The sequence below is a fragment of the Psychrobacter piechaudii genome, assembly GCF_900162825.1.
Lineage (GTDB): Bacteria > Pseudomonadota > Gammaproteobacteria > Pseudomonadales > Moraxellaceae > Psychrobacter > Psychrobacter piechaudii.
In genome coordinates, this window is record NZ_FUGE01000194.1 from 1 (window position 1) to 1,158 (window position 1,158).

The window sequence follows — 1,158 nt, forward strand, 5'->3', positions numbered from 1 at the left end:
CATGATAGAGATACCAATGCTGCTAAGAACATCCTTGCGGTCGGGCTTGACCGTCTAGCTGTAGGAATCCCCTCGGTTTAGCGAGGGGAGGAGGTCAATATTTTCACCTTTATTATAACTATAAGTATCTATCTGTCAGAGGCAGTTTAAGCGGAGTAAATTATCATGAGTCAACAGTCAAATACTAAACCACTTAATATATTAGTGGTGATGGATCCTATTGAAACCGTCAATTATAAGAAGGATTCAACGCTAGCCATGATGTGGTCCGCCAGTGATCGTGGCCATGATTTAGGTTACTGTCAAATTCATGATCTGTGGTTGGATAGAGGTGAGCTTAAAGTAGATGCTCAGAAAGTGACAGTGCGCCGTGATCCACAGGACTTTTACAGTTTAGAAGATAAAGTAACTCAGCCGATTACCGATTATGATGTGGTGCTAATGCGTAAGGACCCTCCGTTTAATATGCGTTTTTTGTATAGCACTTATATGCTCGATCATGCCAAAAAAGCGGGTGTGTTAGTAGTCAATGATCCCCAAGCCATTCGTGACTGTAATGAAAAGCTATTTGCCACTTGGTTTAGCGACCTGATGAGTCCAACGATTGTGACCAGCAAGCAGTCTCATATTCGTGAGTTTATTGCTGAACAACAAGACGTTATCGTTAAGCCTTTAGATGGTATGGGCGGAACTGGCATTTTTAGATTAACAGCAGACAGCCCAAATATTGGCGCCACTCTTGAAATGCTAACAGAGCTTGAAACATTGCCCATTATGGCTCAGCGCTATTTGCCTGAGATTAAAGAAGGTGATAAACGCATTTTAATCGTTGATGGTGAAATTGTGCCATTTAGCTTGGCTCGTATCCCAACCAAAGGTGAGACTCGCGGTAACCTGGCTGCCGGTGGTCAAGGGGTGGCCATGCCTGTTACTGAAGTAGAAATGGCTGTGGCAAAAAAAGTGGCTCCTATTGTTAAAGAAAAAGGGCTGATGTTTGTTGGCCTAGATGTTATTGGTGGCAAAATAACTGAAATTAATGTCACTAGCCCCACCTGTATTCGTGAAATTAATGATCAATGCGGTACTGATATTGCCACAGACTTGATTATTGCTATTGAAAACAAAGTAAAATCATAAATTTATAGAACTAGATATCGC

At 41.8% G+C, this 1,158-nt stretch carries 1 protein-coding gene and 1 pseudogene; both read left to right on the forward strand.

What is annotated here, in order from left to right; genetic code table 11:
* Positions 1-81, forward strand: a pseudogene (locus A1019T_RS13740) (RNA-guided endonuclease TnpB family protein); the annotation flags it as partial.
* Between the two features lie 84 nt (positions 82-165).
* A complete protein-coding gene (gshB, locus tag A1019T_RS10575) occupies positions 166-1,137 on the forward strand; it encodes a glutathione synthase (protein ID WP_077451606.1) in 972 nt (323 codons plus the stop codon).
* Positions 1,138-1,158: the final 21 nt, after the last annotated feature.

Excerpts from the sequence above, each read along its gene's own strand:
- gshB (WP_077451606.1), top strand. The coding sequence starts at position 166 with ATGAGTCAACAGTCAAATACTAAACCACTTAATATATTAGTGGTGATG.